This is a genomic window from Streptomyces maremycinicus (assembly GCF_001184025.1).
GTDB lineage: Bacteria > Actinomycetota > Actinomycetes > Streptomycetales > Streptomycetaceae > Streptomyces > Streptomyces maremycinicus.
The window spans coordinates 498,655-512,450 of sequence record NZ_BBYG01000008.1 but is presented as its reverse complement, the minus strand read 5'-3'; the positions used below and the strand labels follow the sequence as shown (position 1 = coordinate 512,450).

General features: G+C 70.9%; 11 protein-coding genes. 4 read left to right on the top strand and 7 right to left on the bottom strand.

The window, feature by feature from the left end; all coding sequences use genetic code 11:
* Nucleotides 1-33: 33 nt before the first annotated feature.
* From AOQ37_RS02435 to AOQ37_RS02425, 3 genes are all read right to left on the bottom strand, one after another.
* Nucleotides 34-1,086 (bottom strand): BMP family lipoprotein, encoded by a 1,053-nt coding sequence (locus tag AOQ37_RS02435; RefSeq protein WP_062640609.1) that lies wholly within the window; start codon nt 1,084-1,086, stop codon nt 34-36.
* A 232-nt stretch (nt 1,087-1,318) separates the two neighbouring features.
* Complete coding sequence (locus AOQ37_RS02430) at nt 1,319-2,386, bottom strand: BMP family lipoprotein (protein WP_062641395.1); 1,068 nt, start codon at nt 2,384-2,386, stop codon at nt 1,319-1,321.
* 296 nt (nt 2,387-2,682) lie between these two features.
* Nucleotides 2,683-3,966: an amidohydrolase gene (locus AOQ37_RS02425; protein ID WP_062640607.1), complete on the bottom strand. Its 1,284-nt coding sequence runs from the start codon at nt 3,964-3,966 to the stop codon at nt 2,683-2,685.
* Between the two features lie 302 nt (nt 3,967-4,268).
* Between AOQ37_RS02425 and AOQ37_RS02420 the strand changes: the two genes are divergently transcribed.
* Nucleotides 4,269-4,520, top strand: a complete 252-nt coding sequence (locus tag AOQ37_RS02420; RefSeq protein WP_062640605.1) for a hypothetical protein — start codon at nt 4,269-4,271, stop codon at nt 4,518-4,520.
* A 21-nt stretch (nt 4,521-4,541) separates the two neighbouring features.
* Here the strand turns inward: AOQ37_RS02420 and AOQ37_RS02415 are convergent, their stop codons facing one another.
* From AOQ37_RS02415 to AOQ37_RS02400, 4 genes are read right to left on the bottom strand one after another with little or no spacing between them, the layout of a single operon-like run.
* On the bottom strand, nt 4,542-5,633 hold the full coding sequence (locus AOQ37_RS02415) for a hypothetical protein (RefSeq protein WP_062640603.1): 1,092 nt from the start codon (nt 5,631-5,633) through the stop codon (nt 4,542-4,544).
* 43 nt (nt 5,634-5,676) lie between these two features.
* Complete coding sequence (locus AOQ37_RS02410) at nt 5,677-6,615, bottom strand: N-acetylneuraminate synthase family protein (protein ID WP_062640601.1); 939 nt, start codon at nt 6,613-6,615, stop codon at nt 5,677-5,679.
* 13 nt (nt 6,616-6,628) lie between these two features.
* Nucleotides 6,629-7,897 (bottom strand): N-acylneuraminate cytidylyltransferase, encoded by a 1,269-nt coding sequence (locus AOQ37_RS02405; RefSeq protein ID WP_062640600.1) that lies wholly within the window; start codon nt 7,895-7,897, stop codon nt 6,629-6,631.
* Between the two features lie 20 nt (nt 7,898-7,917).
* Nucleotides 7,918-9,258 carry a DUF6716 putative glycosyltransferase gene (locus AOQ37_RS02400; RefSeq protein WP_078889943.1) on the bottom strand — a complete coding sequence of 447 codons (1,341 nt, stop codon included), beginning with the start codon at nt 9,256-9,258 and terminating at the stop codon, nt 7,918-7,920.
* Nucleotides 9,259-9,456: 198 nt separating this feature from the next.
* Here AOQ37_RS02400 and AOQ37_RS02395 point away from each other — a divergent pair, with 198 nt between their 5' ends.
* The 3 genes from AOQ37_RS02395 to AOQ37_RS02385 all read left to right on the top strand — a co-directional run bounded on the left by AOQ37_RS02395 (nt 9,457) and on the right by AOQ37_RS02385 (nt 13,271).
* Nucleotides 9,457-10,452, top strand: a complete 996-nt coding sequence (locus AOQ37_RS02395; RefSeq protein ID WP_062640596.1) for a glycosyltransferase family 2 protein — start codon at nt 9,457-9,459, stop codon at nt 10,450-10,452.
* Entirely contained in the window at nt 10,452-11,804 is a 1,353-nt protein-coding gene (locus AOQ37_RS02390; RefSeq protein WP_062640594.1) for a polysialyltransferase family glycosyltransferase, read from the top strand. Before AOQ37_RS02395 ends, AOQ37_RS02390 begins: the two co-directional genes overlap by 1 nt.
* 318 nt (nt 11,805-12,122) lie before the next feature.
* Nucleotides 12,123-13,271, top strand: coding sequence for an acyltransferase family protein (locus AOQ37_RS02385; protein ID WP_199824915.1), 1,149 nt, complete (start codon nt 12,123-12,125; stop codon nt 13,269-13,271).
* The last annotated feature ends 525 nt before the right edge of the window (nt 13,272-13,796 follow it).

The window sequence follows — 13,796 nt, the reverse complement described above, 5'->3', positions numbered from 1 at the left end:
CAGCGCTTCCTCGGCCAGGCCTCTGACGAAAGGTCAGGAGGTCTTCACCGTGATGGTGCCGTTCTTGATGCCCTCTTCGGCCTTCTTGATCGCGTCCTGGATCGCGGTGTTGCTCGCGAAGGCCGGGTTCGAGTCCGACACGCTCACGCCGCCGTTCTCGAGGCTGCCGCGGACGACACCGGTCGCCGGCTTGCCGTCCTTGACGGACTTGGCCAGCGTGTAGACCGCGCCCTCGACGTTCTTCATGGCCGAGGTGAGGATCGAGGCCTTGTAGGCCTTCAGCGCGTCCTGCTTGTACTGGTCGGAGTCGACGCCGATCGCCCACACCTTGTTGGCGTTGGCGGCCTTGATGACACCCTGACCGGACAGACCGGCGGCGGCGTAGACGACGTCCGCACCGGCGTCGATCTGGCCCTCGGCGGCGCTCTCACCCTTGTCGGGGCTGGAGAAGCCACCCTCGGCGGCGGTCTCGGTCAGGTACTGCGACTTGACCGTGACACCCTTCTTGGTGTCCTCGACGCCCTGCTTGAAGCCGGCCTCGAACTTGTGGATCAGCGGGACGTCCACACCACCGACGAAACCGACGGTGTTGGTCTTGGTGGCCTTGGCGGCGGCGACACCGGCGAGGTAGGAGGCCTGCTCCTCGTGGAAGACGAGGTCGGCGACGTTGTCGGCCTTGATCTGCTCGTCGTCGACGATGCCGAAGGTGGTCTTCGGGTACTTGGCCGCGACCTCCTTGACGGCCGGCGCGTAGGCGAAGCCGACGCCGATCACAGGGTTGTAGCCCTGCTTGGCGAGGCTCTCCAGACGCTGCACCTTGTCCGCGTCGGACTCGCCGTCCTGCGGCTCGACCGCGGTGGACTTGTAGCCGAACTCCTTGTCGGCCTTCTCCAGGCCGGCCGTGGCGGCGTCGTTGAAGGACTGGTCGCCCTTGCCGCCGACGTCGTACGCGAGCGCGAGGCCCAGGTTCTTGTCACTGCTGCTGGAAGAGGAGGACGAGGTGGAGGAGCTTCCGCAAGCGGAAACGGTCACGGCGAGAGCTGCGGTGGCAACACCCGCAACCGCGATTCGGGACACCCGGCGCATGGAACTTGACTCCTTTGTGCATGCGCCCCTACCAGGCGCTGGTTCCGCCGCAGCGTAACGCGCGTAGACCAGACGGAAAAACCCTTCTGTCCGGTCCGTTACCGAGCTGTGGCCACAGTTGCGGTCAAGGTTACGGACAGCAGTACGCCCCTTGCGGGAGGCAAGGGGCGTATGGGCTGCAAGGACGCTCATAAGGGCGTAGCCGAGAGCCCGCGGAACGGGTTTCGGACCGTTACTTGGTGTTTACCGTGATCTTGCCGTCGATGATGTCCTGCTTGGCCTTGTCGACGGCCGCGACGACGTCCGTCATCGCCTTGTACTTCGGGTTGGTGTCGGCGAAGCCGACGCCGTCGTTGGAGAGGCTGCCGCGGACCACGCCGGACAGCGGCTTGCCCTCGTGCACGGACTTCACGAGGTCGTAGACGGCGCCGCCGACGTTCTTCAGCGCCGAGCCGAGGATGTAGTCCTTGTACGCCGCCAGCGCGCTCTGGCTGTACTGGTCGGAGTCGACGCCGATGGCCCACACCTTCTTGGCCGCGGCCTCGGTGATCACGCCCTGACCGGAGAGACCGGCCGCGTGGTAGATCACGTCGGCGCCCGCCTCGATCTGGCCGCTCGCCGCGTCCTTGCCCTTGTCGGGGCTGGAGAAGCCGCCTTCCTGGGCGGTCTCGGTCAGGTACTGCGACTCGATCTTGATGTTCGGGTTGACCGACTTGGCGCCCTGGACGTACCCGGCCTCGAACTTGTGGATCAGCGGGATGTCCACGCCGCCGATGAAGCCGATGTGCGCCTTCTTGCTGGCCTTGGCGGCGGCGACACCGGCCAGGTAGGAGGCCTGCTCCTCGTGGAAGACCAGGTCGGCGACGTTCTTGGCCTGGACCTGCTCGTCGTCGATGATGCCGAAGGTGATCTTCGGGAACTTGGCGGCGACCTCCTTGACGGCCGGCGCGTAGACGAAGCCGACGCCGATCACCGGGTTGTAGCCGGCCTGGGCCAGCTGCGTCAGCCGCTGCACCTTGTCCGCGTCGGACTCGCCGTCCTGCGGCTCGATGTCCTGGCCGCCGATCTTGAATTCCTTCTCGGCCTTCTGGAAACCGGCGTAGGCGGCGTCGTTGAACGACTGGTCGCCCTTGCCGCCGATGTCGTAGGCGAGGCCGATGCCCTTGCCCGAGTAACCCCCGCCGCTGGATTCCGAGTCGCTGGACTTGGAGTCGCTGCTGGACTTCCCGCAGCCGGCGGCGGCGAGCGCGACGACCGCGACGGCCACCGCGGCCCTCGAGAATCTCGTCCTCCGAGACATCAGACGCATAGCAAGCACCCCTTCATCCCCACGGCGCCGTGACCGGCCCGCATACCCCTTGGTGGCGCCGTGCGGGAGGGCTCCCCAACAAGCCTTTCCCGGTGGCGATTCCGGCGCACAGTAACGCGCGTAGAAGCGCAGGGGAACGGGATTCCTCAGGGCCGTTATCGATTCGTGCCGACGCCGGGTTACAAGCGCGTCCCCGGGGTTACGGGTGGGTGACACAAGGGGATGAAGGGGCGCCTTTCCGGCACCCCTTCCTCCGTACCCTCCACCGGGCTCGCGCCCGGGGTCCGTCAGCGGTCGCGGGTCGCGGCGTCGAGCAGCGCGGCCGCCGTGAAGAGCTCCACGCCGACGGTGATCGCCGACTCGTCCGCGTCGAAGTCGCCCTGGTGCAGATCGCGGACGGTGCGCTCGCCGGGCGGGCGGACCCCGAGCCGGGCCATCGCGCCGGGCACCCGCTCGAGGTACCAGGAGAAGTCCTCGCCGCCGAGGCTCTGCTCGGTACCCTCCACGGCCGTCTCGCCGCGCCGGGCGACCATGGCGTCCCGCAGCAGCGCGGCGACCTCACCGTCGTTGACGACGGGCGGGACACCCCGCACGTAGTTGATCTCCGACTTGGCGCGGTGCAGGTTGGCGACCTCGTCGATGGCCGCGACGACGATGTCCGGGGCCTGCCGCCACGCCTCGATGTCCAGGCAGCGGACGGTCCCGGACAGCTCGGCGTGCTGCGGGATCACGTTCGGGGCGTGCCCGCTCTCGATCCGGCCCCAGGTGACGGCCAGCCCGGCCCGGGTGTCGACGCGGCGGCCGACCAGCGCGGGCACGTCGGTGACGACCCGGGCGACGGCGGTCACGAGGTCGGTGGTCAGATGCGGGCGGGCGGTGTGGCCGCCGGGCCCGTCCAGGGAGATCTCCAGCCGGTCGCAGGCGGAGGTGATGGCCCCCTCGCGCAGCCCGACCCTGCCCGCGTCGACCCGCGGGTCGCAGTGCACGGCGATGATCCGGCCGACCCCGTCCAGCGCCCCGTCCGCGATGACATCGGCGGCGCCGCCGGGCAGCACCTCCTCGGCGGGCTGGAAGATCAGCCGCACGGGCCGCGGGAGCCGGCCCTGCCGGTGCAGCTCGGCGAGGACGAGTCCGGCCCCGAGGACGACGGTGGTGTGCACGTCGTGCCCGCAGGCGTGCGCGCGGTCCGGCACCTTCGAGCGGTACGCGCACTCGGTCTTCGTGTCCGGGATGGGCAGCGCGTCGATGTCGGCGCGCATCGCCAGGACCGGAACGCCGTCGCTCCCGGCGCCCGCCGCGCCCACGGTCCCGATGTCGCAGACGAGGCCGGTCCCCACGGCGAGTACGCGCGGCTGGAGACCGGCCTTCTCGAGGCGGGCTTTGATCGCGGCCGTCGTACGGAACTCCTGGTTGCCCAGCTCAGGGTGCATGTGCATGTCGCGGCGGAACGCCACGAGCTCTGCGCGCAGCGCCTCCGGCAAGGTGCCGGGAAGGGCGCCGGGGAGCACACCCGCAAGTGCACCGGGGAGCAGGTCTTCCCCTGACGGATCGGCCTCGGACTCTCGGGACATCAGTTGCTTCACCCTTTGAAGGGTAGGACGCCGGGGCGGTCAACTGACCCGATCAACAAAAGTTCAGCCCGTCAGGCGAAGAAAAGTTGGCCGCGCGGCGCATGGCTGCTGTGGTGGATGGGTAAACTCGCCGCCTTCTCGGCCGGCACCCACACTTCTTCCTTCCTTTCACGGATACCACGGACGGCTCGAGGCACGCTGGTTCTGTCCACGTACCGGGACCGGTCCCGGAATCATCACCTCCGTGCAGCGGTTGCGCCACGCTGGGCGACCGGCCCGGTCCGGGCGGGCAGGGTGCGGTCATGGAGACGATGACATGCGGGTGCGGCGAGGACCGGATACCCGGGGTCCTGGCGCGGGGCGTGGCGGCGCTGGCGCTGACCGGGCTGACGGTGATGGCCGTCACGGCGTGTCTGCTCGCGGGCGTGCTGTGGGCGGTCACCCGGTGGCGCGACCGGGCACGCGCCGAGCGCGAGGAAAGCTTCTTCGACGGATTCGGCCGTTGGGAGGAGGAACGGGCCGAGCCGCCGCCCCCACGGGGCGGCGGCTCGTAGTCACCCTGGTCGCGGCCCCGCTCAGACCGCGCTCACCGCGGCCAGCCGGTGGACGTCCTTCGCCGTGCCCGTCACCCCGGACAGGAATCCCTGCGCCCTGGGCGAGGCGTGTTCCGTCAGCCAGGCCGGGTCGATGTCGCAGACCGCGACCCGGACGTCGGTGCCAGCCAGGGCCAGCGGCAGAGTGTGGACGACCGTCGACGGGAAGCTGAGGACGGTCCGGCCGATGGGGCCGCGGCGGGCGATCAGTTCCAGCGGCAGGTCCGGGCGGACGACCTCGAGACCCGTCTCGACGGCCAGCCGGTGGAGTTTCTCGGTGCTCTCCCGGCGGTGGGCGAAGTAGCGGGTCGCGCCGTGCGCCCCGGCGAGCGTGCGGACCGCGTCCAGATAGCGGTCGGCGTCCACCACGCCGGTCTCGACCAGCGAGGTGCCGACCATGTCCGCGCTCTTCGTCACCCGCGGCGGGCCGAAGCGCTCACGGGTCCAGGCGAAGGCGTTGGCCGTGATCGTGACGCCTTCGGGGGCCTCCTTCATGGGCATGGAGGAGAAGACCTCGACCCCGCGGCCCGCACCCGGGAGCAGCCGGCGGCGGGCCGCGCCGGACACCGGGGCGAAGAGCACGTCGCGCGGGCCCGTGCGGCCGCCCTTGCGGTGCCAGCGGACGAGGCGTTCACCGCGGGCCAGCTGGCCGACGAACTCCATCGTGGCCGTCCCGTCGTCCACCACGACCAGCTCGCTCGCCCTGGTGATGGTCAGCAGCAGCTGGACGTAACGGGAGAACGGGTCGCCCATCACCATCCGTTCCGCCCGCCGCAGCAGCGGGGTGAGGCCCCCGATGGTGCGGAAGGGCGCCATGGTGCCGCCGCGGGCCTCCTCCCAGCGGACCGTGTGCCCTTCCCGGCGGGCCAGCTCGGCCATGCGGCGCAGCTGGCCGCGGGTCATCGGGTCGGTCGGGGACAGGACGACGAGGGTCAGCCCCGCGCCGGGCTCCTCTCCCGGCTGGAGTTCCCGGGCGTACGCCCACTCCAGGACGTTCAGGAGCTGCACCGGACTCTCGACGAAGGCGAGGGTGTGGGGGGTGTGGCCGGTGTTCTTCCCGGCGCGAGGACTCATCGTCGGACGACCATCCCGTAAGGCACTCGGAGGGGTATTCAGGTCACACCGCGACCGGTTCGCCCGCCGCCGCCGCGATCTCCGCCTCCGCGACGACGCCCGACACGCGGCGCAGCTTCTTCATGGGGCCGAGCTCGGAGTCGTAGACCTTCTTGACGCCGTCGCCGAGGGAGGCCTCGATGGTGCGGATGTCGCGGACGAGGCGGGTGAGACCGCCCGGCTCGACGGAGGCGGCCTGGTCGGAGCCCCACATCGCGCGGTCGAGGGTGATGTGCCGCTCGACGAAGGTGGCGCCGAGGGCGACCGCGGCAAGGGTGGTCTGGAGGCCGGTCTCGTGGCCGGAGTAGCCGATAGGGACGTTCGGGAACTCCTTCTCCAGCGTGTTGATCACGCGGAGGTTGAGCTCCTCGGCCTTCGCCGGGTAGGTCGACGTGGCGTGGCACATGAGGATGTTGTCGCTGCCGAGGACCTCGACGGCGTGCCGGATCTGCTTCGGCGTCGACATGCCGGTGGAGAGGATGACGGCGCGGTGGGTGGAGCGCAGGGCGCGCAGCAGCTCGTCGTCGGTCAGCGAGGCGGACGCGACCTTGTGCGCGGGGACGTCGAACTTCTCCAGGAAGGCGACCGCCTCGGTGTCCCACGGGGAGGCGAACCAGGCGATGCCCTTCTCCTTGCAGTACTCGTCGATCTGCCGGTACTCGTCCTCGCCGAACTCGACCCGGTGGCGGTAGTCGATGTAGGTCATCCGGCCCCAGGGGGTGTCGCGCTCGATGTCCCACTGGTCGCGCGGGGTGCAGATCTCGGGGGTGCGCTTCTGGAACTTCACGGCGTCACAGCCGGCCTCGGCGGCCACGTCGATCAGCTTGAAGGCGTTCTCCAGCTCGCCGTTGTGGTTGATGCCGATCTCGCCGCAGATGTAGACGGGCCTGCCGGGACCGACCTCGCGGGAACCGAAGCTGCGCAGACGGGAGTTGGTGCTCATGGCGGAGATGTCCTTACCTGGTGAGGGTGTCGAGAGAGGGTCCGAGGATCCAGCCGGCGATCTCCCGGATCGCGCCGTCGCCACCGGGCAGGGTGGTGACCGCGCGTGCGGCGCCGCGTACGACGTCGTGTGCGCTCGCGACCGCCACCGGCCAGCCCACGAGGGCGAAGCAGGGGAGGTCGTTGACGTCGTTGCCGACGTAGAGCACGCGCTCCGGCGCGATGCCCTGTTCCTCGCACCACTGCTTGAGCGCGAGGTCCTTGCGGTCGATGCCGTGCAGGACCGGGAGCTTCAGCTTCCGGGCCCGGGCGGCGACGACCGGGTTCTGTTCGGTCGAGAGGATCAGCATCCGCAGGCCCGACCTGCGCAGGGCCGCGATGCCGAGGCCGTCGCCGCGGTGCACGGAGACGAACTCCCGTCCGTCGGAGTCGATCAGCACCCGGTCGTCGGTCTGGGTGCCGTCGAAGTCGAGGACGACCGCGTCGATGTCGGCGGCCGTGGGGAGGGAGCCGGGCCGGTCCGTGTCGAAGAGGGGCGCCAGCGCCCTCGCCCGGGCCAGGTCGTGCGGGTCGTCGATCTCCAGGACCCGGGCGGGGTCGGTGCGGACGAGTTCCGTGCGGCCGAAGAAGCGGTGCCCGTGGGTACGGAAACCCCGGGTCCGCATGGCGTAGGCGGCGCCGGTCTCCAGGAGGTCCTGGGGGCGGTCCTGCCGGCGGGGCCGGAAGGACTTGTCGTGGTTGACGCCGAAGCCGCCGCCGAAGCCTCCGTCGGTGCCGGTGTCGGTGCCGGTGCCGGTGCCGGTGTCGGTACCGGAGTCGTCCGCGTCGCGCCAGACGAAGCCGTGGAAGGGGGCGACCGTCACCGCCGTGTCGGCGCCCTGCTCGACGACGGCCGCGGCGACCCCGTCGATGTCGTCCCGGACGAGGAAGGGGCTGGTGCACTGCACGAGCAGGACGGCGTCGACCGAGGAGCCGTGCAGCGCCTCGTGGGCGTCCAGGGCGTGCAGGACGGCCGCCTCGGAGGTCGCGGTGTCGCCGGCGATGGCGGCGGGCCGCAGCACGACCTCCGCGCCCGCCTCACGCGCCGCCGCCGCGATGGCGTGGTCGTCGGTCGACACGACGACGTCCGTCACGAGGCGGGTCGCCCGGCACTCGCGGACCGCGCGGGTGACGAGCGGTACGCCGCCCACCGGCGCGAGGTTCTTCGCGGGCACGCCCTTGGAGCCGCCGCGCGCGGGGATCACCGCGAGCACACGGCGCACCCCTGCTGGTGAGTCGGACATGGGTTCGTCTCCTTGACGGGTCACAGCTCCCCCATCCGCCGGATGACCGGGGCCACCCGCTGCACGCCGTGCCGGTAGGCGCCGCGCGCCGCCCGGCGCACGATCTGCCGGACCGGGCCCGGCTCGCGGTCGGTGGCCGGCGCGCCGGGCAGCGGGCTGCCGTCGGGGCCGAGGTGGTGGCGGGCGAGGATGCCGGGCAGATAGCCGGGCGCGGTGGCGGGTGTGTAGTAGGGGGTGAGGGGCGGACGGCCGCCGGGACCGCCGAGCAGTTCGCCGATCCGCTGACGTGCCGCGTCGAAGGCCGTCGCGTACGAGCCGTCCACCGCGACGCCCTGGCGGGCCACCCACCCCTCGTCGGGGGCGGGCCGGTGCCCGGCGTCGAGCTGGTCCCAGGAGGCGAGGCAGCCGGAGCCGACGAAGTGGTGGTTGCCGAGTGCCTCGCGCACCCCGAGGTCGGTGAGGACGACCGTGGGGACCCGGCGGTGCAGGGACTCCAGGGCGGCCGTCGAACTGACCGTGACCATGAGGTCGGTGCGGTCGAGGACCTCGCCCATGTTCCCGTACACCAGGCGGAAGTTGGCCGGCGGATCGAGCTTCTGCACCAGCTTCTGGTAGGGCAGTTCCTCGATGTGGGTGGTGTGCTCGCCCGGCTTGGAGCGGAGCTTCAGCAGCACCTCCCGCTCGGGGTGCAGCCGCGCATGCCGCACCAGCCGGTCGAGCAGGTAGGCACGGTCCCTGCGGCTCTCCGGTACGGAGGGCTGCGCGGCGAAGACGACCGTGTAGGGGTCGTGTTCACCGGTGTACGGGGCACCGCCCAGGAACGGCAGGGCCACTTCGGTCACCGACGCGGCGTCGGCGCCCACGCCCTCGTACACGGCGCGGAAACGCTCCGCGTCCTGACGGGAGTTGGCGAGGACGAGGTCGGCGCCGTGCCGCAGCAGCAGGCCGTCGGCGAGCTTCTCGTAGACGACGCCGACATAGCCGGTGACGACGACGGGGCGTTCGCCCTGTCCCTCCCAGATCCGCTTCAGGCCGTGCAGGATGGCCTGGACGCCGCCGCCGACCAGCGCGAGCACGAGGATGTCGTACGACGTCCGCGTCATGGCGCGCAGGAACTCGAGGGCGGTGACCTCGCTCAGCGAGTCGGCGTGGACGCCGACCTCGGCCAACTGGCGGGGGGTGGGGGTGGCCCGGCCGCGCAGCAGGAATCCGTCCAGGACGGGGGCGACTTGCGCCCCGCTCCCGGATCCGGCTTCCATGGAGGGCGCGATCCGCGTCGCGGTCAGGGCACCCCATTTCCACCGGGTGTCGGAGTCCGCGAGGACGGCGATCCGTGGGGGGTTGGCAGTACTTGCTGGCACGGGCTAGACGCTAGAAAGCAATTCCCCTGCTTTACCCAACCTCGACTCAACGAGAAGTTAACAGCGCGCCACCGAACGCCGAACTGGCCCGGCCATCAGGCGAATGCGCGGTGGGTGCACCATTCCGCCACATCGAGTTCACCCCCCGTATCCGCACCGGCAATTTTTGCCGCCGGGGGCCCTTCTAAGGTTTCGCAGGTGCCCAAGCTTTCCGTGATCGTGCCGTTCTACAACGTTCAGCAATACGCGCCCGACACCCTGACGAGTCTGCGTTCGAACGCACGCGACGATTTCGAGTTCATTCTGGTCGACGACTGTTCGACCGACGCGACCTCGGACATCCTCGCGCGTGCGGCACGAGAACTGCCGGGCGCGGTGTTGGTCAGACACGAAAAGAACGGAGGGCTGGCGACCGCCAGAAACACCGGCATCGACAAGGCGCGCGGCGATTATCTGACTTTCCTGGACGGCGACGACTGGCTGGCGCCCGGATACTTCCCGCGGCTCCTCGCCGCCATCGAGGAACTGGGCTGCGACTTCGTCCGCACCGACCACGTGCAGTGCACCGCGCGGGCCCGGAGCATCCACCGGGTACCGCACGGCCGGCGCGGGACGGTGCTGAACCCGCGGGAGGGGATCCTGCCCGCCGACCGGTCCACCTCGGTGGACTACGCCTACGCCTGGGCCGGCATCTACCACCGCCGCCTCGTCGACCGCGGGCTGCTGCACTTCACCGACGGACTGCGGACGGCCGAGGACCGGCCCTGGATCTGGAAGCTCCACCGGGAGGCGGACACCTTCGCCGTGGTGGGGCTGCTGGGCGTCTACTACCGGCGCGGGGTGGCCTCTTCCCTCACCCAGATCGGCGATGTGCGGCAACTGGACTTCATCCGCGCGTTCGACCAGGTGATCGAGGAGACGGCGCGGGACCCCGAGGGCGACAGGCTGCTGCCCAAGGCGGTGCGCACCTACTGCGCGATCATGTCCCACCACCTCGGCTCGATCGAGAGGTTCGAACCCGGAGTGGCACGGCAACTGCGCTCCCTGTGCGCCGCCGCCCTGAAGCGGATGCCGCAGGACGTGCTCACGGAGGTCATGGACTCGATGGACGTACAGCGGGCGGGTGCGCTGCGGCGGGTACGGCGCAGGCCGGTGGCGGCTCGGACGGCGGCGGCTCGGACGGTGGCCGTCTGATGCCCCGCACGACCCGGATCTTCTGCGTCTCGACCCTCTACGGCGCCGCGACCCTGGCCGCGGCCCTCGACGCCGGGCTCTTCGAACCGACCGACCGCCGACTGCTGCTCGTCACCAACAACGCGGTCAATCCGGAGATCACGCCGTCCGTCGACGCCATGCCGGGCTTCGACCGGATCCGTGAGCGCTTCGACGAGGTGCTGTCCTGGAACGGCACCATCGCCCCCTTCCACCCCGGCGGCTGGGGCCCCCGCGGGGACGACATCCCGCTGTGGGAACGGTACGTACGGCTGCTGTGGAACCTCGGTGACGACGAGGTCCACCTGGCCGTGGAGTCCATCCAGGTGAATCCGGCGCTCGCGCTGTGCCAGCTGTTCACCGGCGCGCCCGTCGACGCCTACGCCGACGGCCTGATGAGCTACGGACCCACCCGCGACAAGATCGACCCGCTGGTCGGCACCCGGGTCGGCCGGCTGCTGCACCTCGATCTGGTGCCGGGCCTCACCCCTCTGCTGCTCACCGAGTTCGGCGTACCGCCGGTGCTGGTGCCGTCCGAGGCGTTCCTGAAGGTGCTCGGCGAACTCGCCGAGGACGAGGCGGGGTCGCCCGAGCCCGAGGAGCGTCCGGCGCTGCTGCTGGGGCAGTACCTCTCGGCGCTCGGCATCCTCGGGGACGCCGAGGAGGAGGAACTGCATCTGGGCATGGTGCGCGGCGCCGTGGCGCTCGGGCACCGCACACTCGTCTTCAAGCCGCACCCCACCGCCCCCGTCCGCTGGACACGGCTGCTGGAGGACGAGGCGAGGAAGCTCGGCGCCGAACTCGCCCTGCTCGAAAGGCCCGTCCTCGCGGAGGTGGTCTACCAGCGGCTTCGGCCCGCGCTCGTCGTCGGCTGTTTCTCCACCGCGCTGCTCACCGCCGCCGGTCTCTACGGCCTCCCGGTCGCGCGGGTCGGCACCGACACCGTGCTGGCCAGACTCGCGCCGTACCAGAACAGCAACCGGGTGCCGCTCACCATCGTCGACGCGCTGCTGCCGGACCTGGCGGACCGGTCGGCGGTGGAGTCCTGGGCGATGCCCTCGGCGGAGCGGGTGGACGAACTGGCCGCGCTCCTCAAGGCCGTCGGCTTCGCCATGCAGCCCAAGATCTATCCGGGACTCCAGGGCGATGCGGAGCGCTACCTCTCCACCCACCTCGACCCGCACACCTGGCGCTACTTCAAGCGTCGGCGCCTGGCGGCACTGGCCCTCCCCGGCGCCGTCCCGGGGCAGCTGGCCTTCATCCCGCGCAACGCGACCGTCCGCCGCCTGGCGCGGCGGGCACGGGCCCTGAAGCGGGTGGGCGGCAAGCGGTAGCCGGCGAAGGGTGGCCGCGAGGGGTGGCCGCGAGGGGTGGCCGGCGAGGGGTGGCCGCGAGGGGTGGCCGCGAGGGGTGGCCGGCGAGGGGTGGCCGGCGAGGGGTGGCCGGCGAGGGGAAACGAGACATACCGGGACAGCTGTTCATCCGATCGTCATTCATGCGCCGCCGGTGAGTCAGCCGTCACTCATCCCCGACTTGTCGGAGATGCATAGCGTTCCGTCGTCGAGACAACGGCCACGACTACGGCCACGGCCGTGACCGTGACCGTCACGCACGACGGAACACCTCTCATGACTCCCACGGAAGGTCCCAGGATGAGCGCGGCTGACCAGGCGGCGGCACCGGCCCCGACCCCAGCACTCCGGCTGAACATGCTCGTCCCCGAACGGGCTCCGGTCCGGCCCCGGGCGGAGAGCCGGCTGCGTGCCCTGGACGGACTGCGGCTGCTGGCGGCCCTGATGGTCTGCTTCTACCACTACGCCGGCAAGAACGGCGAGGTCGCGCAGTCCTGGCACCAGTCCCCCGGCGAGAAGTTCCCGACGCTGTCGCAGTTCGCCACCTACGGCAGCCTGGGCGTGCAGTTCTTCTTCCTGATCAGCGGGTTCGTGATCTGCATGAGCAGCTGGGGCCGGAGCACCGGGGACTTCTTCCGCTCCCGGGTCGCACGGCTGTACCCGGCGTACTGGGCCGCGATCGTCCTGGTCACCGCGGCCGGTGTGATCCTTCCGGTGGTGTCCGGGCCGCTGCGCTCGGACGAGATCCTCACCAACCTCACCATGCTCCAGCAGCCGATGGGAGTGCCCCGGGTGCTGGGGGTGGACTGGACGCTCTGGGTGGAGGTGCGTTTCTACGCCCTGTTCGCGCTGTTCGTGGTCTGGCGGGGCGTCACCTACCGCCGGGTCGTCATGTTCTGCGTCCTGTGGACGCTGGCCGGCGTCTTCGCCCGGGTCGCCGACCACCCGCTGACCGACGAGCTGGTCATGCGTGACCACGCCCCGTACTTCATCGGCGGTCTGGCCTTCTACCTGATCCACCGCTTCGGCAACGACCTGCTGCTGTGGGGCATCGTCGGCTTCAGCTTCCTGCTCGGCCAGCGCTACTCGGTCACGGCCCTGTGGCACCCCGGCCCGCAGGGCCAGTTCCACCGCAGTCCGTACGTCATCGAACTGATCGTCCTCGTCGCCTTCGTCGCCGTCGGAGCGGTGGCCCTGGGCTGGACGAGCCGGGCGAACTGGCGCTGGCTGACGGTGGCCGGGGCGCTGACGTACCCCTTCTACCTGATCCACGAGCACCTGGGCTGGTTCTTCATCCGGGTGCTGTACCGCGACTTCGGGCTGAACCCGTACCTGACGTTCGGTACGACGGTTCTGTCCCTGCTGGGGATCGCCTGGCTTCTCCACCGGTTCGTGGAGAAGCCGGTCGGGCCCCGGCTGAAGCGTGCGCTCGCCGTGCGGCGGGCTTGAGCGGGTCGGAGTCCGGGGCCCGCGGCCGGTGCGGTCCGGAGTCCGGGCCGGCGGCCGGGTGCGGGGTTCTGCGGTGCCGCGATACGCCGTCCGCCGTACGCCGTCCGCCGTCCGCGGCACCGTCGTGGCTGGTCGCGCCCGCGCGGCGGAGCCGCAAATTCGACGGAGCCCCGCGCCCCTGGGCTGGACGCTGCGCGTCCTCGCTCGTCCGCTGACTCGGCGCCTGCCGTCCCCCGGGCCGTCGTGGCTGGTCGCGCCCGCGCGGCGGAGCCGCAAATTCGACGGAGCCCCGTGTCCCTGAGCGGGACGCTGCGCGTCCTCGCTCGTCCGCTGACTCGGCGCCTGCCGTGCGGCGGGCTTGAGTGGTCCGGAGTCCGGGCCGGCGGCCGGGTGCGGGGGTCGGCGGTGCCGCGGTACGCCGTCCGCGGCACCGTCGTGGCTGGTCGCGCCCGCGCGGCGGAGCCGCAAATTCGACGGAGCCCCGTGTCCCTGAGCGGGACGTTGCGCGTGCTCGCTCGTCCGTCG